Annotated in this window: 22 protein-coding genes; all 22 read right to left on the bottom strand. The window is 46.9% G+C overall.

Going from position 1 to position 17,866, the window contains the following annotated elements; genetic code table 11:
* Positions 1-5: 5 nt before the first annotated feature.
* Positions 6-455 (bottom strand): transcriptional regulator AhrC/ArgR, encoded by a 450-nt coding sequence (ahrC, locus tag ACWNM1_RS15050; RefSeq protein ID WP_042190440.1) that lies wholly within the window; start codon positions 453-455, stop codon positions 6-8.
* 148 nt (positions 456-603) lie between these two features.
* Positions 604-1,077 (bottom strand): hypothetical protein, encoded by a 474-nt coding sequence (locus ACWNM1_RS15045; RefSeq protein ID WP_449601552.1) that lies wholly within the window; start codon positions 1,075-1,077, stop codon positions 604-606.
* A gap of 111 nt (positions 1,078-1,188) precedes the next feature.
* On the bottom strand, positions 1,189-2,091 hold the full coding sequence (locus ACWNM1_RS15040; protein WP_449601551.1) for a TlyA family RNA methyltransferase: 903 nt from the start codon (positions 2,089-2,091) through the stop codon (positions 1,189-1,191).
* 47 nt (positions 2,092-2,138) lie between these two features.
* On the bottom strand, positions 2,139-4,043 hold the full coding sequence (dxs, locus tag ACWNM1_RS15035; protein ID WP_234532350.1) for a 1-deoxy-D-xylulose-5-phosphate synthase: 1,905 nt from the start codon (positions 4,041-4,043) through the stop codon (positions 2,139-2,141).
* A 99-nt stretch (positions 4,044-4,142) separates the two neighbouring features.
* Positions 4,143-5,090 carry a polyprenyl synthetase family protein gene (locus ACWNM1_RS15030; RefSeq protein WP_234532351.1) on the bottom strand — a complete coding sequence of 316 codons (948 nt, stop codon included), beginning with the start codon at positions 5,088-5,090 and terminating at the stop codon, positions 4,143-4,145.
* Complete coding sequence (gene xseB / locus ACWNM1_RS15025; RefSeq protein WP_042129807.1) at positions 5,077-5,334, bottom strand: exodeoxyribonuclease VII small subunit; 258 nt, start codon at positions 5,332-5,334, stop codon at positions 5,077-5,079. The genes ACWNM1_RS15030 and xseB overlap by 14 nt, the downstream gene beginning before the upstream one ends.
* On the bottom strand, positions 5,312-6,691 hold the full coding sequence (gene xseA / locus ACWNM1_RS15020; RefSeq protein WP_449601550.1) for an exodeoxyribonuclease VII large subunit: 1,380 nt from the start codon (positions 6,689-6,691) through the stop codon (positions 5,312-5,314). The genes xseB and xseA overlap by 23 nt, the downstream gene beginning before the upstream one ends.
* Before the next feature lie 12 nt (positions 6,692-6,703).
* A complete protein-coding gene (folD, locus tag ACWNM1_RS15015; RefSeq protein WP_449601549.1) occupies positions 6,704-7,561 on the bottom strand; it encodes a bifunctional methylenetetrahydrofolate dehydrogenase/methenyltetrahydrofolate cyclohydrolase FolD in 858 nt (285 codons plus the stop codon).
* Between the two features lie 144 nt (positions 7,562-7,705).
* Positions 7,706-8,158 carry a transcription antitermination factor NusB gene (nusB, locus tag ACWNM1_RS15010; RefSeq protein ID WP_449601548.1) on the bottom strand — a complete coding sequence of 151 codons (453 nt, stop codon included), beginning with the start codon at positions 8,156-8,158 and terminating at the stop codon, positions 7,706-7,708.
* 298 nt (positions 8,159-8,456) lie between these two features.
* Complete coding sequence (locus tag ACWNM1_RS15005; protein WP_042190453.1) at positions 8,457-8,690, bottom strand: DUF2273 domain-containing protein; 234 nt, start codon at positions 8,688-8,690, stop codon at positions 8,457-8,459.
* 15 nt (positions 8,691-8,705) lie between these two features.
* Positions 8,706-9,245 carry an alkaline shock response membrane anchor protein AmaP gene (gene amaP / locus ACWNM1_RS15000; RefSeq protein ID WP_042129814.1) on the bottom strand — a complete coding sequence of 180 codons (540 nt, stop codon included), beginning with the start codon at positions 9,243-9,245 and terminating at the stop codon, positions 8,706-8,708.
* A 74-nt stretch (positions 9,246-9,319) separates the two neighbouring features.
* Complete coding sequence (locus tag ACWNM1_RS14995) at positions 9,320-9,736, bottom strand: Asp23/Gls24 family envelope stress response protein (protein WP_042132343.1); 417 nt, start codon at positions 9,734-9,736, stop codon at positions 9,320-9,322.
* A gap of 114 nt (positions 9,737-9,850) precedes the next feature.
* Complete coding sequence (accC, locus tag ACWNM1_RS14990) at positions 9,851-11,194, bottom strand: acetyl-CoA carboxylase biotin carboxylase subunit (protein ID WP_042190455.1); 1,344 nt, start codon at positions 11,192-11,194, stop codon at positions 9,851-9,853.
* Positions 11,195-11,248: 54 nt separating this feature from the next.
* Entirely contained in the window at positions 11,249-11,758 is a 510-nt protein-coding gene (accB, locus tag ACWNM1_RS14985; RefSeq protein WP_042190457.1) for an acetyl-CoA carboxylase biotin carboxyl carrier protein, read from the bottom strand.
* Between the two features lie 147 nt (positions 11,759-11,905).
* Entirely contained in the window at positions 11,906-12,820 is a 915-nt protein-coding gene (locus ACWNM1_RS14980; RefSeq protein ID WP_449601546.1) for a SpoIIIAH-like family protein, read from the bottom strand.
* A 67-nt stretch (positions 12,821-12,887) separates the two neighbouring features.
* Positions 12,888-13,529: a stage III sporulation protein AG gene (spoIIIAG, locus tag ACWNM1_RS14975; protein ID WP_042190462.1), complete on the bottom strand. Its 642-nt coding sequence runs from the start codon at positions 13,527-13,529 to the stop codon at positions 12,888-12,890.
* 40 nt (positions 13,530-13,569) lie between these two features.
* Positions 13,570-14,331, bottom strand: coding sequence for a stage III sporulation protein AF (spoIIIAF, locus tag ACWNM1_RS14970; protein ID WP_449601545.1), 762 nt, complete (start codon positions 14,329-14,331; stop codon positions 13,570-13,572).
* Between the two features lie 81 nt (positions 14,332-14,412).
* Complete coding sequence (gene spoIIIAE, locus ACWNM1_RS14965) at positions 14,413-15,648, bottom strand: stage III sporulation protein AE (protein ID WP_341059966.1); 1,236 nt, start codon at positions 15,646-15,648, stop codon at positions 14,413-14,415.
* 42 nt (positions 15,649-15,690) lie between these two features.
* Positions 15,691-16,080: a stage III sporulation protein AD gene (gene spoIIIAD, locus ACWNM1_RS14960; protein ID WP_042129828.1), complete on the bottom strand. Its 390-nt coding sequence runs from the start codon at positions 16,078-16,080 to the stop codon at positions 15,691-15,693.
* A gap of 7 nt (positions 16,081-16,087) precedes the next feature.
* A complete protein-coding gene (spoIIIAC, locus tag ACWNM1_RS14955) occupies positions 16,088-16,291 on the bottom strand; it encodes a stage III sporulation protein AC (RefSeq protein ID WP_036682849.1) in 204 nt (67 codons plus the stop codon).
* 13 nt (positions 16,292-16,304) lie between these two features.
* Positions 16,305-16,823, bottom strand: coding sequence for a stage III sporulation protein SpoIIIAB (gene spoIIIAB / locus ACWNM1_RS14950; RefSeq protein ID WP_094874069.1), 519 nt, complete (start codon positions 16,821-16,823; stop codon positions 16,305-16,307).
* Entirely contained in the window at positions 16,816-17,817 is a 1,002-nt protein-coding gene (spoIIIAA, locus tag ACWNM1_RS14945; RefSeq protein ID WP_076284476.1) for a stage III sporulation protein AA, read from the bottom strand. The genes spoIIIAB and spoIIIAA overlap by 8 nt, the downstream gene beginning before the upstream one ends.
* Positions 17,818-17,866: the final 49 nt, after the last annotated feature.

The raw sequence follows: 17,866 nt of genomic DNA, 5'->3' as shown, positions 1-17,866 counted from the left end.
TATATTTAAGAAATGTAACCCATGATTTGTGAAATTACGGTCTTACTGTCCTCAGGCTGGCGGCAAATAATAAGAATGGTATCATCACCAGAGATGGTCCCCATAATTTGTGGCCAGTCAATATTATCAATCAAAGCAGCGACTGAGTTAGCCGTCCCTGGTAAGCATTTCATCACCACAAGATTAGCCGATGAATCGATCTGCACAAAATTATCCACCAAAACGCGCTTCAGCTTCTGTATTGGATTGTACCGTTGGTCAGTTGGAAGCGAATATTTGTATCTTCCATCATCCATAGGAACCTTGATGAGCAATAGCTCTTTAATGTCTCGGGATACTGTAGCTTGAGTAACCTGAAAACCAGATTCACGCAAGGCTTCTACCAGCTCGTCCTGTGTCTCAATATCCTTTTGCGTAATAATCTCACGTATCTTAATATGTCGTTGACCCTTCATTGTTGCCTCCTAAAAGTTTTGTAAGCGACACTTCCAGATTAGCAGCGACAAAACTACATCGGAAGCATGGACTTAGTTTTGTAAGCGATGCTCCCCGAATTGCTTCGGCAAAACTACCTCGGAAGCATACACCTAGTAAAATATGGACTCAGTTTGATTCTCCGTCATCTCTGCCAAGCTTAATCACTTGAATAGATCCCGCTGCAGTATTAACATACAAAACTCCGCTACATTCCGGATAAATCAGCAAGTACGGAAGCAAGGTATCTCGTAAGCCACTGCCTGTGAAATCCAAAGGTTTGCGTGGTCTAGAAAGGATAACCAAATATATTGATCCTTCCTCTTTAGTCGCTACATAATCTATAAATAACCGGCTATACATCTGCGCCCCGTTTACGTTGAAGGACAACGGGATTTTGAGCTTCCCTCCAACGACCTCGTACCCTTCATCCTCTAGTATGTCTATAGACGGGTGAGGAATAATCACTTTATTTAACGGGATCTGATCCTTCATGAAAGAGCGTGGAGAACTTTGCAGCCATATATATATCCGATATATTATAAAAATCGATAATGCTACTCCAATAAACGCCATAACGACCTTGTCAGAGCTACCCGCCACTATCAATCACCTCGGTGATTTATTCGCGTGAAGCCATGCCAATTCCTTCTTCTAAGCTGTCTTTTTAGAAGCTTTCCGAATAATTATTATTTCCCATATGGAAAAAGAAACTCACCGGCGCGATGAGTTTCCATGAGTCGAATTTACATTAAAAGTACCCGCAGCCTGCTTAATCAAATCATCCGCTAGGGATGGGAAATCCTCCACTGGAATGACTGATGATACAGCATCTGAAGGCTGTAATATACCTTCTTCAGCTTCCGCCAATTCAGGTGTTAGTCTCCAGTGAGCAAGAAACTCAATATTGCCTTCCCCGCCTGTAATCGGTGAAAAAGTTAATCCCTGCAGCTGGTAACCTAGCTCTGCCGCCATGGTCAGTACATTAATTAATACCTCTTTATGAACAGCAGAATCACGAATTACACCTGATTTACCAACCTTCTCCCGTCCTGCCTCAAACTGTGGCTTGATCAGAGCAGCAATATCCGCCGGGCGCTTAAGCAAAGCTTTGAGCGGTGGAAGAATTATTTTTAAGGAGATAAATGAAACATCAATACTCGCAAAATCTGGAATCGGACCCACCAAATCTGGAGGCGTCATATATCGGAAATTCGTTCGTTCCATCACACTAACGCGTTCATCATTACGCAGCGACCAATCCAGCTGATTATAGCCAACATCAATCGCGTACACATGGCTTACTCCATTCTGAAGTGCACAATCCGTAAAGCCTCCAGTAGAAGCACCGATGTCCAGCATGGTCCGTCCCGTAAGATCAATATTAAATTGGCGTAGAGCCTTCTCCAGCTTTAGGCCCCCACGACTGACAAATGGATGCACAGAGCCTTTAACCTTAAGGGTAGCCTCCCGCGACACCTTCATACCAGCCTTTTCAATGCGTTCTTCATCCGCGAGCACCAGTCCTGCCATAATGGCTGCTTTAGCCTTCTCACGGCTTTCATAAAAACCTTGCTCAACAAGTAATACATCTATCCGTTCTTTACGGTGTTCCATGGTCATCTCCCGATCGTTCAAAGGGTTGCTAATTTCCCGGCTTCCATTTAGGAAGACGAAGTTGTTTTGTAGTTATAAGCACTCAAAGCCATCATGGACTTGATACGTGCACATAGCGCTTCTACAGTAAGACCTGTTTCCTGGCGCTGTTCTTTAATAGAGCCGTGCTCCACAAAGATGTCAGGTACACCCATCAGATGTACACGAGCGTCATAAATTTCATTCTCTGCGTAGAATTCTAATACCGAGCTGCCGAGACTTCCCGCTTGGCAAGCCTCTTCAATAACAACCATGTTGGTTCCAGCGTGGGCCAAATCAAGCAGCATGGAGTTGTCGAGTGGCTTCAGGAACCGCGCATTTACGACGCCTACCTGAATCCCTTCCCTCTTCAGTAAATCTGCGGCTTCTTCAGCCACTTGAACCATAGGTCCGCAGGCTACAACAGCATAACCTTCGCCTGTACGCAGTCGTTCCCATGATCCGATTGGAATAGTACGCAGTTCAGGATCCATTGCTACACCTGTACCGTTAATACGCGGATAGCGATAAGCAATCGGACCGTCATTATATTCAAGCGCCGTCTTCATCATATGACGCAGCTCATTTTCGTCTTTTGGCATCATCATCACCATATTCGGAATATGGCGCATAAAAGCAACATCGTACACACCCTGATGAGTCTCACCATCCGCACCTACAAACCCCGCGCGATCAATAGCGAACATAACATTTGCGTTATGTCGGCAAATATCATGGACGATCTGATCATAGGCACGCTGCATGAAGGTAGAATACACCGCATATACCGGCTTCATCCCTTCCATAGCCAAAGCTGCACAAAGCGTAGCCGCATGTTGCTCAGCAATCCCGACATCAATCATACGATCGGGAAATTCCTTAGCAAAAGGAAATAAACCCGAGCCTCCTGGCATCGCAGGTGTAACAGCAATCAGACGGGAATCTTCCCGACCCAGTTCGATCAGCGTCTCGCCAAATACTTCCGTGTACATTGGAGGTCCCACAGCTTTAAGCGCCTGACCCGACTCAATTTTGTATGGTGAAATGGCATGTGATTTATAGAAATCGGTCTCAGCCGGTTTGTAGCCCTTACCTTTAGTTGTTAGTACATGTACCAACACAGGTCCAGCCACGTTATCTGCTTGGTGGAAGGTATCAATCATCTTCTCCAGATCATGTCCATCTACCGGACCGAGATACGTAAAGCCGAGCTCTTCAAACAATACTCCAGGTACCATCATATATTTGAGACTATTTTTTAACTGTTCAGCAGTCTTCGCTAATCGTCCTCCGATGGCCGGAATCTTCTTAAGCAGCCCTTCAACCTCGTCTTTGGCACGCAAATAGTGGCGATCTGAACGTATTTTGCTTAGATAATTGTGCATCGCCCCTACATTAGGAGCAATTGACATTTCATTATCGTTCAAAATAACCATCAGCTTACGCTTCTCATGGCCAATATGATTAAGTGCTTCAAACGCCATTCCACCAGTAAGCGCACCGTCACCAATCACGGCAATAACCTTATTGTCTTCACCCTTGAGATCGCGAGCCATCGCCATCCCCATTGCTGCCGATAATGAGGTACTGCTATGTCCAGCTTCCCACACATCATGCTCGCTTTCGGAGCGCTTAACGAAGCCGCACAAGCCCTGATGTTTACGCAGGGTATCGAAGCGGTCTTGACGACCGGTCAGTATCTTGTGGACATAAGCCTGGTGCCCAACGTCGTAAATCATTTTGTCACGAGGGCTGTTATAACAATAATGCAAAGCCAAAGTGAGCTCTACGACTCCTAGATTGGATCCGAGGTGCCCCCCAGTTGCTGTAAGCTTCTCAATCAGAAATCGACGAATTTCCTCCGCTAGGGTAGTTAATTCATCGACTGACAATGATTTTAGTTGCTCAGGATCATTTATTTGTGGAAGCAGCACGTATAGTTCCCCGCTTTCCTAGATGTTGTAAATTATATAAAACCCATTATAACACAAACGAAACGCCTGCCCTAATACAGCCGTTTCGAAAGTTCATAATTAGTGATCACGTGCCATTAAGTAATCTGCGATTTCCAGCAGGCGCTGGCTGTCATGAAAGCCACCGTTCAGAACAGCATTACGGGCTGTTTCTGTAAGCTGCTTCACTTCTTCTCGCGATGCTTCAAGGCCAATAAAATAAGGATAGGTTACTTTTTGCTGCTTAACATCACTGCCTGTTTTTTTGCCAAGTTTACCTTCGTCTCCAACCAAATCTAGAATGTCATCCTGGATTTGAAAAGCGAGTCCAATGGCTGTTCCAAATTTATGCAAAGCCTCAAGCTGCTGCTCGTTAGCACCTGCAATACGACCGCCAGCTAGTAGCGAAAAGATAATCAAATCTCCTGTCTTATGCAGATGAATGTACTTTAGCTGGGCAAGATCGGTTAAACCCTGCTCGCCTTCCATATCTGCAATCTGACCGCCAACCATACCACGGGGACCTGCCATTTCCGCCAAATCCTCCACGATGGATAGTACACTCTCCGCAGGGATGCCAAATTTACGCGAGGCTTGTACCACACTGTAGAAAGCATGGGTCAGAAGGGCATCACCAGCAAGAATAGCGGTCGCTTCCCCAAAGACTTTATGATTCGTCAGCTTCCCGCGCCGATAATCATCATTATCCATGGCAGGCAAATCATCATGAATTAACGAGTAGGTATGTACCATCTCTATAGCAGCAGCGACAGGCAGGGCAGCCTCTCGACTTCCTCCCAGTGCTTCACATGCGATAATCACCAGCAGTGGCCGGAGGCGTTTGCCCCCAGCCATAAGTGAATACTTCATGGCTTGCTGCAAATTCTCTGGAACCATCCATTGCGTGGGGAGAATAACCTCTAGTTCATGTGAGACTAGATCGCCTAAGGACTTGATGTAATCCTCCAGCGGCTGACGCAGTGTTTCTCCTTCAGAGTTTCTCTCAAGCTCATGCTCAAAGCGAGTCATCGGCGTCCCCTTCCAGACGTGCACCAAACGGCTTTTTACGCAGTTCTCCGTCCTCTAGGGTAATCATTTCGATCTTACGCTCTACTTGCTCAAGCTTGCTGCCGCAAAGCTGAGATAACTTCATACCTTGCTGAAATAAATCGATGGCCTTCTCCAGGGGAACGTCGCCGTGTTCAAGCTCACGTACGATTTCCTCCAGCCGGTCCATGGCGCCTTCAAAATCAAGTTCCGCTTCCTTCGTCATCGTCTTTGCCATCCTCCTTCATTCCCCATACCTGGCAGTTCAGCTGTCCGTCATTCATCTTTATCACTACAAGATCGCCAAGCTGTACTTCGGTCAGCGATTTGATTAAATGTTCTTCTGCTTCGTCATAGACTAAGCTGTAGCCTCTCGACATAACTTTAAGAGGGCTCAGTGCATCCAGATGACGAATCTCCGCTACATAGCGAGCTCGCTTCTCCTGCAGGCGGGCCTGCATAGCACCCATCAGCTCACGGCGTATGCTTTCGGTGCGCTGACGCGCAGCGGCAACACTGCCGTGCGGATGGAACCGCTGCAGACTATGATGCAGCACAGCTGTGCGCTCGCGGGAACGGCTGAGCCGTGCATCCGCTGAGCGCTGGAGCCGCTCACGCAGCTGATCCAGCCGCTGCGTGTGCTGCATCAGCGAGCGGCGCGGGCCTGCCAGCGCCAGCGAGCGTTCCAGCCCCGCGTGACGCTCGCGTCCGCGCTGGGCGCGTCTTTGCAGCGCTTGGCGCAGCCGCTGCTGTTGCTGGCGAAGCTGCGCAGCTAGCTCGCCGGCGTGCGGCACGGCCAGCTCCGCGGCCGCTGTGGGCGTAGCCGCGCGGAGGTCGGCGGCGAAATCGGCAATCGTGAAATCGGTCTCGTGGCCAACGGCCGAGATGACCGGAATCCTCGATGCCGATATCGCTCGCGCGACTTCCTCCTCATTAAACGCCCATAGCTCCTCGAGCGAACCGCCGCCGCGGCCGACGATAAGCACGTCGGCCTCACCCATGCGGTTCAGCGCTCCAATCGCCTTTACGATCGATGGCGCGGCGCCTTTGCCTTGCACCAGTACGGGATAGATTACAATAGCCACCTGCGGAAACCGCCGTTGGAGTGTAATCACGATATCCCGCACAGCTGCCCCCGTTGGCGAAGTAATGACGCCAATGCACTTTGGAAAGCGAGGCAAAGGGCGTTTACGCACTTCTGCAAACAGCCCCTCTTGCTCAAGCTTACTCTTCAGCTGCTCATAGGCTAAATATAGACTACCAATTCCATCTGGCTGCATATGTGTGGCATAGAACTGGTACTGCCCGTCCCGTTCATATACGGTCACATTACCTCTAGCAATTACCCGAGCACCTTCCTTCGGAATAAAGGGTAGGCGCTGGTTATGAGAAGCAAACATAATCGCCTTGATCCGACTGCTCTCATCCTTTAGCGTGAAATACATATGACCGCTACCATGATGCGTAAAGTTGGAAATCTCTCCGCGAATCCATACATCCGAAAGTAAATTATCCGAGTCTAGCTTCATGCGGATGTAACGGTTGAGTTCTTTTATCGAATAGACCTGCCGCTCTGCCGCCATGAATTCCTACCCCTATTCCAAGCCGTGACGGCGTTTAGCCGCAATCAGCGTGTTGCTCATCAGCATTGTAATCGTCATCGGTCCAACCCCACCCGGAACAGGTGTGATGTATCCGGCAACTTCTTTTGCACTATCATAATCAACGTCACCCGCAAGCTTACCGTTATCCAAACGGTTCATACCCACATCAATGACAACAGCACCCGGTTTCACGTACGAAGCGTCAATGAAATTCGCGCGTCCGATCGCAACAACTAGAATATCTGCTTGACGGCTAATTTCTTGCATATTAGTTGTACGGGAATGGCACATCGTCACAGTAGCATTCTCACGTTGCAATAACAAAGACACTGGCTTACCTACAATATTACTGCGGCCAATGACCACAGCATGTTTACCAGCCATTCCTGTTCCTGTACGTTTGATTAGTTCAATTACACCTGCAGGTGTACAAGGAAGCAGACTGTCAGCACCAATCACTAGGTTACCTACATTTACAGGGTGGAAGCCGTCAACGTCTTTCTCCACGGAGATCGCATCAATAACAGCTTTTTCCTCAATATGCTTAGGCAATGGAAGTTGAACTAGAATCCCATCAATATCATCGCGACCATTAAGCTGCGCTACGAGAGCCAGCAATTCTTCTTGAGTAGTAGACTCATCCAGTTTATGCACTTCCGAATGGAAACCAAGGCTGATACAAGATTTTTCCTTGTTGCGAACATAAACTTGTGATCCTGGATCTTCACCTACTAGAATTACTGCCAGACCGGGCTTCACGCCACGTTTCGCCAGTTCAGCAACCTCCTGGGCAATACCAATACGAATTTCCTCAGATACTTGTTTACCACTGATGATTGCTGCTGTCATGATAGTCTCTCCCCTTTTATATACTTTACTATTGTACAAGCATAAACGCCTTCGGCGTCCTTACGAGGACGGTAAGCGTTTATGCGAGAAATATAAAACATAAAGAATAGGTGAATAACTTATACTTGCTTATATTTTTAAAAATTAAGAATGGTCAGCTTTAATTGTATCTATCTCCTGGATCATCTTACCAAGCACACCGTTTACAAACTTACCGGAATCATCCGTTCCAAAATGCTTGGCCAAATCTATAGCCTCATTCACAGCAACCTTAGCCGGAACATCACTCGCGAACACCATTTCATACGCCGCAAGACGTAGAATTTGACGATCCACACGTGACAGACGGCTCATTTGCCAGCCTTTCAAGTAATGCTCAAGCATATCGTCAATTGCAACCTTGTGCTCCCACACACCGTTTACATGCTCCACCACATAGTGCTTAAGCTGAATTTCGTCCGTAATTACACGCTCGGTTTCATTCTCCTCTGAAGCTTCCTCCAGCAGCATTTCCACAGCTTCCGCGCTCTCTACATCGTTCATTTCCATCTGATACAGGCTTTGGACAATAATCTCTCTCGCTATACGTCTTTTCATGTGTTCCTCCTAAAATCTTATATCGCATTAACATCTTTACTCGAACTTCTATAACGTCCAGCAACCATAAATATAACTTCACACCTCAAGTGTGATAATAATTCAGACTTTAATCACATCGCCTATAATTATTTTAAGCCCAAATCCTTCGAATTCTATCCCTCATCCTTAGAGGATTATTGTCCGATGTCCGTTAAAGATATCTTTCACAATTAAAAAAACCGCAAAGTCTTTCTTCCAGGGGCATTGGACAACACAAACTTACGGCTTCCTGCTCCGGGAAAAAGACTATCGCGGTTCACTTGAAGGGACGCCAGCGTCCGGATAGACGCGTAATCAGCTCCTGCCACTGAAACAGGGGAGCCTCTGCGTTATCCTTTCTTTTGCCGAACGTATATCCGATGAACACTACCAGTGCAAAGAACAACATATCCCAAAAACCGCAAATTAAATATATCAAACCTAGACCAATGCCGAAAGTCACTCCGGCGATTCTACCCCCGTGACTTTCCCATACTTCTTTCCAAGACATAAGGGAAATTCACCTCTATTCCACTCGACTTTTGAAGCTTGGAGACTGCGTGAGGTTAGCAATATATACAGACACATCCGCAACCGGAATACCGGTTGTCTCCTGCACAAAATCATGCACCTGACGTTGCACTTCTGTGGTTAGCAGCGGCAATGAATGTTCACCATCCACTACTGCGCGAATTGTAATTTCAAGGCCCGCCTGAGAAACGCGAATACGCGATTTGAGATCTCTGATTCCCTTCACTTTACCGGCAGCCTTCAGACTCAGATTCTCAATGGTCTCCACTGAAATCTGGATATCCCCATACTCTGTACGCTGATCAACAGAAGGTAAAGAAGCGCGATCACGACGCAAAGAGATGTAGAAAAATCGGATGCTCAGAAGGAACAAGACAACTGCTACTACAATTGCAGTAATATAAGCTGCTGGTCCATTCTCAATCTCCAAAGTTTTAGGAATAGCACCGCTCAAGAGGAGGATGGCAATAACAGATAATATTCCGATACTTAAGCTGTAGACAAACAGCAAAAGTCTGTCCAAAATTTTTGCCACGAGTCTCATAACCTCCTTAAATTAGAGTAAACCCTCGACTTTACTGTCGGGGGTTTATGGAAGAACGACGACTGTTATTTCACGCGAAGAACCGTTTCAGCTTCCTCGTTCTTGTCTACAGTGTTGTTGTTCTTGAATTGCACATCATGAATATGCACATTCACTTCCACAACAGTCAGACCAGTCATAGTCTCGATGGAACGCTTAACATTACGCTGAATTTCAGCAGCCACTTCAGGAAGACGGTTACCATATTCAATGATTACAGAAACATCCACTGCAGCTTCGCGTTGTCCAACCTCTACTTTAACTCCTTTAGACAAGTTCTTACGTCCGAGAAGCTCAACAATACCACCGGCGAAACCACCGCTCATGCCAGCTACACCTTTAACCTCAACGGTCGCTAAACCTGCGATCACCTCGATCACTTCAGGAGCAATCTGGATCTCACCGATTTCTGTCCGTTCGTATTCTGTCGGCAATGTACTCATTTTAGACTTCACACCTTTCAACAAAGATTCTCATAAATTCAAGCGTAAAGCACGTCTCTTATTAAACATACTATATCATTTGACGAACTTTATGACAAACAAAGCGAAGTCGTCCTAAATTTCATACTCTTCCAGAAACTTGATGTCAAAATTACCATCCAGAAATACAGGATGCTCCAACAGTTTCTGATGGAAAGGGATCGTTGTATGGATTCCCTCCACGGCAAATTCAGCCAAGGCGCGCTTCATCTTTGCAATCGCTTCCTGACGTGTGGGTGCCCATACAATCAGCTTTGCAATCATAGAATCATAGAAAGGAGAAATCGTATAACCAGGGTACGCCGCGCTGTCTACACGAACACCAAGACCTCCAGGCGGCAAATAAAAGCCGATTTTACCTGGTGAAGGCATAAAATTACGTTCTGGATCTTCCGCATTGATACGGCATTCAATCGACCAGCCATTAATCACGATATCTTCCTGTGTAAATGACAAAGGATTTCCTTCTGCAACCGAAATCATTTCCTTGATCAAATCCACACCCGTAACCATTTCCGTTACCGGATGCTCTACCTGAATACGAGTATTCATCTCCATGAAGTAGAATTGTCCATCCGGTCCAAGCAAGAATTCAAGCGTTCCCGCTCCCGAATAATTCACAGCGAGTGCTGCACGAACTGCTGCATTCCCCATCGCTTCACGGATATCCGGTGTAAGTACAGAACAAGGTGCCTCTTCAATCAGCTTTTGGCGACGACGCTGTACGGAACAGTCACGTTCACCTAAATGCACTACATTACCATGCTTATCTGCAATAATTTGAATTTCTACGTGCTTCATACCTGTAAGGTACTTTTCCAAATATACACCAGCGTTGCCGAACGCCTTCTGCGCTTCCTGTTGTGCAGCAGTAATCTGCTTCACCAATGATTCCTCGTCCTCAGCAATCCGAATGCCCTTACCCCCGCCACCTGCGGTAGCCTTAATGATAATCGGGTATCCGATATCACGACCCAACATGACGGCTTCCTCAACATCACCTACCAGGCCATCTGAGCCCGGGATGATCGGAACTCCAGCCAGCTTCATGGTTTCCTTCGCCACAGCTTTATCACCCATACGGTTGATTGCATCTGGAGATGGCCCAATGAAGATAATATTGCAAGATTCACAAATCTCTGCAAAATCTGCATTCTCAGCTAAAAATCCATAACCAGGATGGATGGCATCACATTCTGTTAAGGTGGCTACACTCATAATATTTGTAAAGTTCAGATAGCTGTCCTTGGACGGCATCGGACCGATGCAGTAAGCTTCATCAGCCAACCGGACATGCAGTGAATCCCGGTCGGGTTCCGAATAGACCGCGACGGTGGAAATGCCCAGTTCTCGGCAGGCCCTAATAATGCGGACCGCGATTTCGCCGCGGTTGGCAATCAACACTTTTTGAATGTTCATGCGTTTCCTCCCAAAGTTTTGCGAAGCTTCCGCTCCATAAGTAATCTGCGGTATTTATTCCGGTTTAACCAAGAATAGTGGTTGACCGTATTCTACAAGCTGACCATTCTCGGCCAGTACGGACACGATTTCACCTTTAATCTCCGCTTCCAGTTCATTCATCAGCTTCATCGCTTCGATAATGCATACCGTTGTTTTCTCACCAACACGGTCTCCAACATTAACAAACGATGGCATTTCCGGAGAAGCGGCACTATAAAATGTTCCCACCATTGGAGATACAATTTTATGTAGTTTGCCTTCTGCGACGGCTTGTGGCTGCTGCGCTGGAGGAACCTCACTGATTACTGGATAGGACACTTGCTGCACGCTCTGCGGCTGCGGGGCAGGCGTAAAGGGATAGGCATTATAAGGAGTCGCCTGTACTGCTGTTCCATCAGCTTCAGGGCGATCCGGTTTGCGAATTGCAAGCTTCATTCCTTCGCTTTCGATCTCCAACTCATGTACAGAGGAGGTCTGGTCCAGCAATTTAATTAATTCCTTAATTTCGCTCAACTTGAACATACATTAGTTCACTCCTTCAGCTTTCTCTCGAAGCCACTTCTTAAGCGGACAAGATAACTTTATGTATTATATCATAAACGCTAGAAATGGAAAGAGCCCGGGAGAACCCGAGCTCTTTCGTCATTTTCCCTATAATTTCACGTCTTATTATTTCTCGGAAACGTATTGAACACTAACTTTATCCTGAGACACACTCAGTTCCTTCATTACGAGATCAACGATGCTAACCGCTTGTTTTACATCCAGCTTGTCACTCAGTACAACTACTTTATAGCTGTCCCCAGCTTCTTCCTTCACGATAGCTTCCCCATATTTTTGTTGAAGCTGTTCTTCGATGCCCGTAATTTTAGATTCTTTTTCTTCAAGGTTAAGGAGCTGTTCTTGAGCAACTGCGTTATCAGCAGGCGTCTTCTCCATATCGTTAATCAAAGCGAGTAAGTCTTGTTGGCTCTTTAGATTCTTTTGTTCACGTTCATACAGATAGTTAGTGAACATGCTGCTCGCCGATACACTTTGTGAAGCTACTTCATCCAGGATTTCTTTATCATTCTTAGCAGGGGTTTTGGATGTTGTAGTAGCCGCTGTATCCTTAGCTGCCGTATCCTTAGTTACTGTGTCCTTAGCTGCTGTGTCCTTAGTTGCTTTGTCAGAAGTTTTACTGGAGTCTTTTGCAGCAGTGTCCGTCGAAGCTTTCTCAGAGTTACCGCTGTCTGCTACAGCTTTACTGCTATCATCCTTAACCGCTGTAGTTGCACTGTCATCAGTAGTTGCAGTGGCTGCACTATCGTCAGTGGCTGTAGTGCCGCTAGCGTTATCTACAACACCTCCATCAGCAACAACATCTCCTTGATTGACCACTTCGTTCACAACGATACCTTTGTCGCCAACCGTTGGTAATGCTGCGTTTGCTGTATCTTTTTTCAAGGAGTCTACCTGCATAGTTCCTGCTGTGTCTTTTGGAACCGATGCACCTGAATCTTCAGTAAATAAATAGTATGCCGAGAGTACAACCATCAAACTGAGCATAGAAACCAACCATATTGTTTGTCTTTTGCCATTCATTCTTTATTCCTCCTAAAATTTAATCTAGTGGCTACCTCGGAAGCACTCACTTCTTGACTTTCTCCTGCTACTCTTGTTTGCGTGGTACTACTGAAATGCGCTGGATTGGGACATTCAAGCCTTTTTCGATAGCCTGCTCGATAAGTCCACGAACGACTTTGTTCTCTGCACCTTTGGCAACTACCAGTACGCCGCGTACCTGAGGCTTAATCCGCTTCGTCACAATAGGTGTCTCATCACCCGATTGCGAGTAGGTTACGATTTCGCCATCCCTCGTATATTGTGTCGTGTGACGTTTTCCACCACTGGCATCCGTCTCCTCACTAAGCTGCTGGGAGTCGTTCATATTTCGCACCACGACAATTTCTTCCGTGGATTCCACAGTGACCATGATATCAACGGTACCGACACCAACGATTTTTTCCAAAATCTCCTTTGTCCGGTTCTCCAGTGTCTGTTCAATACTCTCGAACGAGTTAGTCGCTCCAGGATCACTCTGCACCAGCGCCGTTTGGGAGGACTGATTCAGCGGTGGCTCACGCCCCGTATTCTCGTTATCAATCTTCTTTACATTGACGAAGGAATTAAACAGCATAATCGCTGCGCCCAGCAGACCCAGAATGATTAGCCAGCGAAAAGTATGACTTCTCTTCGGACTGCCAGCCCCACCCCCAGCCCATTGCTCCAGCTTTTTCAGCCAATTGCCCACTCCTATCCCTCCTAACATTGATAGTTTAGAAGCTACAGACTCATAACTTGACGTTATTCACAACGCCGCCATCTACTTGGATTACTTTGGGATCCAAATCCCATTTTTGTTCCAACAGCTTTACGATGGATTCCGTTTCACTTGAAGGCGTGTTATTTTCTGTTACATTTCCGTTCACTGCTTTGGGCTCATCTGCAGAAGCTGATCCATTCTCTGGATTCGTACCGATCTTTACTTCTACAGGCTCTACAGGAGCGATTGCAATCGGCGGAGCAGCGGCTGCGCTGGATTTACCGGAAGCCCCTATGGAATTAGCTGTTGCTTGGGACATTGAAACCTTCACTGCAGAGATGACAGGAATGTCTTCATTACCGGAGCCGCCGGATTTCCCCATGCCGAGCGTTACAGTGACATTAACCCCGCGTTTGCCGGTCTCGCTGATGATCTGCTCCCTCATTTGCTCAGCAACCTCTTCTGCGGCCAGCTTTAGACTTTGATCCTGTCGCCCTTGTGCAAGCTTTTGACCATCTGCCAGAATCTTTTCCAAGGAAGGATCTCCACTTCCCCCTCCTGTGAATAAGCCTCCCTCTTTCTCCTGACGCCCCATGGCTATACTCAGCTCGGCTATTGCGTCACCTTTAAGGAGAGAAACGATCGGGCTCAGCATGGTAAGTAAGATCAGGAGGCTCAGCACCAGCCTTGCATATCGCTCCATGGATTTACTTGGGAGCAGTAATTCAACGAATGATGCTAGCAGCACGACAAGTATGATCTCTCGTAGCCAATCGCCCAACCAGCTCATCGTTTCCCTCCTAAAAGTTTTGTTAGCATAGCCATCAGAGAATTCCTTCTTGCAAAACTCGCTACGCAAGCCTAATCAAGCTCACCTCATCATGACGGTTAAATTGCCAGCGGTTAGCATGATCGTGACGGCCATAAAAAACATTAACGATACAGCTGCCAAAGCAGCGAATACGTACACCATGCTTTTTCCGATCGTCTGGAGGCAGACCACAATCGGCGTCTCTCCTAATGGCTGCATTACAGCAGCAGCTACATTGTAGATCAGAGCAAGCACCAGAATTTTGATCGCCGGAAAAGCGCAAAGGAACAAAATGATGATCACTCCGGATAGCCCAATAGCGTTCTTCACCAGTAGTGAAGCTGAGATCACTGTGTCTGTTGCATCTGCGAACATTTTTCCGATGACCGGAACAAAGTTGCCTGTAATATATTTAGCGGCCCGGATCGTAACACCATCTGTCACTGAACTCGTAATTCCCCTGACTGAAATCACACCGAGGAACACAGTGAGCAGTACTCCTAGTAATCCAGCTCCGATATTTCTTAGCAGATTTGCCAACTGGGTCAGCTTGTATTTCTCCGACAATGCACTTACGAGATGTAGCACCGCCGAGAAGAATAATAGTGGAAAGACAATGGTGTGGATCAGTGTGCCAACGGTATGAATCATAAAAACAATTAGTGGATGTGTGACCGAGACGGTAACAATGTTCCCCATGGAAGCTAGTAACGCGAACAGTAGGGGAATCATGGCCATCATAAAATCAATCATCCGGTCGATAGCATCCTTCGCATAACCTATAGCGATATTGAAGCTGTTCACGGCAATAACGAGCACTACCATATAACAGAGCGTATAAGCCACCTTGCTGACCGTTTTTCGCTCAAAAGCGGTTTGTAGCGTCTCCAGTATCATGCTGAGCACACTGACCATGACAATCGTGACCAGCAGCCTTCCGTTGTACAACACCTCATGCCACATAAAACCAAGAAGCCCAGATAATACACCTTGTAAGCTGAGTCCCTTATCCCCTGGAAGCAGCATGTCCATAAGTGATGGTGTTGCACCGTCTGGAAAAAAACCTCCGTAATCCTTCATCAGTTGATCCCAGTACGACTCCACCTTATCTGTTGGCAGATTATTCACCTGACCCTTGACCCACTGGTCTACTGGGGAGGCATTACCGCCCGATCCTGACGCTGGAGAAGCTATGGCCACCTGAGCTGTACCTGCAAACCATAGAATGAAGAAGCATGGGAGCAGCAACAGTATTATTTTTAATTTTGGAGGACGAAAAACACTGCACTTTTGCATAACTTCTCCTCCCTAATCGTTGCTTAGCTTCCTTCAATTGCTTTAAGCAGGTAGCAGCTTCATGACCGTTTCAATAATGATGCTGATAATAGGTACAGCTAGTACCATAATGAGGACTTTTCCTGCGAGCTCTATTTTGGAAGCAATCGATTCCTGCCCTGCATCACGCACAATCTGTGCTCCAAATTCAGCGATATATGAAATTCCGATGATTTTGAACACGGTCTTCAAATAGATCATTTCCATCCCCGATGACTCTGCCACCCGCTCCAGTGTGGAAAGTATCATTCCAATCTTACCGATTAGAAACAGGAAGATCAGAATCCCTGTGGCAGTAGCGAGGAGAAAGGCAAACATCGGTTTTTGTTCCTTCAGCACGAGAATCAATATGGTCGATATCAGCCCTATTCCAACAACTTGAATGATCTCCATAGCACGCCTATTGAAAAAGAAAGATCGTTTTTATTTCCTGCAACAGTCCGTCCAGCATTCGAATAACCATAAATAGCACAACGACGAACCCGATCACGGTAACCCAATGTGCGAAATCTTCTTTTCCCATCTGTTTAAGCACCGTGTGTATCATGGCGATAATTATGCCAATGCCGGCAATTTGAAAAATCGCATTGACTTCAATATTCATTCCTGGCACCTCGCTAAAAGATCAAAATGACGATCAATGCTCCAAGCAGCAGACCCAGGCTTTTACTCAATTTTTCATATTTGCCTTGATCCTCTCTGGCCACCGACTCCTCCTGCTTCAATTGCTGCAATGCTAACGCGATATGAGTGCTCTGATTTGACCTATCGCTTGTACCGAGAGTACAACTGAGCTGGCGGAGAATCTCTTTTTCTGTCCCCTTCAATGCGGTAGACTTCCAATGCGATTCCATAGCCCTCTGGATGGCATCCTGGGCACTTCGGTCATGGGGTGGGCTCATCTCCTCAGCTGTTTTAACAAACAACGTTTTGAGCGGTTCCTTAGACTGAATCCCAATACGCCGCATAGCTTCAGGCAATGGGGTAAAGCCGTACATAATTTCTGTTTCCAGCCGCTGTAGCGCTGCTATCAAGCCTCTGATATGTCTTGGCCTGTCTGCATATTGTTTTGCAAATTGGAGACCTGCTAGCGTACCAGCCAGCACAATCAGAACGGCACCGAATAGCTTAAGCATGTAAATCACCACCTAATCGATCCCCGGGTGAGATAAGAAGTAATCCGCGTTTCTGTCCATCCAGAACACGAAAGGAGAGCCCTGCTTCTGAGCGATGCAGAATGACGTATCTTTCGAACATCTTTTGTTCCAATAGCCCGCCAAGCCCGGGTCTACGAGCCAGTTCTATTACTTCTTTACCGTGAGCCGAAGCAACGACTGATATTCCAGCATGCAGCGCTTCAGTGACTGCTTCAGCGTCTTCAGGACGACCAATCTCATCAGCGATCAATACATCCGGTGACAAGGAACGAATCATCATCATCATGCCTTCAGCTTTGGGACAGCCGTCGAGGATATCTGTGCGCGGTCCAACATCAAAGGCGGGAATCCCGCGTCTGCTTCCGGCAATCTCAGAACGTTCATCGACAATCCCCACCTTCAAACCGGGTCTTCCGCCTTCACGCTTCCCCAAATCTCCTAAGGAGATCTGTCTTGCGATATCGCGAAGAAGTGTTGTCTTCCCGTGCTGTGGAGGAGAGAGGATCAAGGTATGCATCATTCGCTGCCGTCCCTTGTCCAGCAGATAAGGTAGCACTTTATCTGCGACTCCAGGAACCTCACGGGCTATGCGGACATTGAAGCTTGTAATGTCGCGTAGATGCTCCACACCACCACCACTCAGCACCGTCCGACCAGCAAGTCCTATTCGATGGCCGCCAGGAATCGTAATAAATCCCTTTCTCAGCTCTTCTTCCATCGTATACAGTGAATGGTTGCTGATCAGATCTAGCAGTCTATGAGTGTCCTCCCGATCCGGCCTATAGGCTTCTTCCGGCCTTTGCGTTACGCTGCCATTTGCTCTAAGAAAGTGATATTTACCTGAATAATTAATCTCCAGCGGACGACCTTCACGGACCCGAATCTCTTCCACCATTCCAAGTAGCGGAAGGGGAAGGCACTTTAATAGTGCTCTTACTTTTTCAGGAAACAATTGCAACCAATCATCTGCCATACAAAGTACCCCCAAGTTGTCCTCTATCTAATTGCTTTATTCCATATTT

Source organism: Paenibacillus sp. Marseille-Q9583, from assembly GCF_976954365.1.
Note: the sequence above shows the minus strand (reverse complement) of the source record. Positions and strands in the feature narration are given on the sequence as shown.